General features: G+C 44.6%; 1 protein-coding gene. It reads left to right on the top strand.

The window, feature by feature from the left end:
- Positions 1 to 233, top strand: a 233-nt coding sequence (locus Q4528_RS16350) for an alpha/beta hydrolase-fold protein (protein ID WP_303522843.1), incomplete at both ends; no start/stop codon positions are given.

Here is a 233-nt window from a genome sequence, read left to right as displayed (position 1 = left end):
GAGTTAAACCAGGTGCACAAAATAGTGCAATTAGTGGTGTGTCTATGGGCGGGGCAGGGGCGTTTTATTTAGCGCATAAATACCCCGAGCAGTTTGGTTTATCGGTGCCTTTAAGCGGCTACTTTGATATGAGCATTTACCGTGATTTTACTTGGCAGAATTTTACTATGCAGCCAGCCTTGTACCTATATAGCGGTGAAGATGACCATACCAGTTTTCAAACCAATCAGCGC

This window comes from Staphylococcus pasteuri (assembly GCF_030547725.1).
Classification (GTDB): domain Bacteria; phylum Bacillota; class Bacilli; order Staphylococcales; family Staphylococcaceae; genus Staphylococcus; species Staphylococcus pasteuri.
The sequence above is the reverse complement of the archived record's forward strand: the minus strand, read 5'-3'. Positions and strand labels throughout refer to the sequence as shown.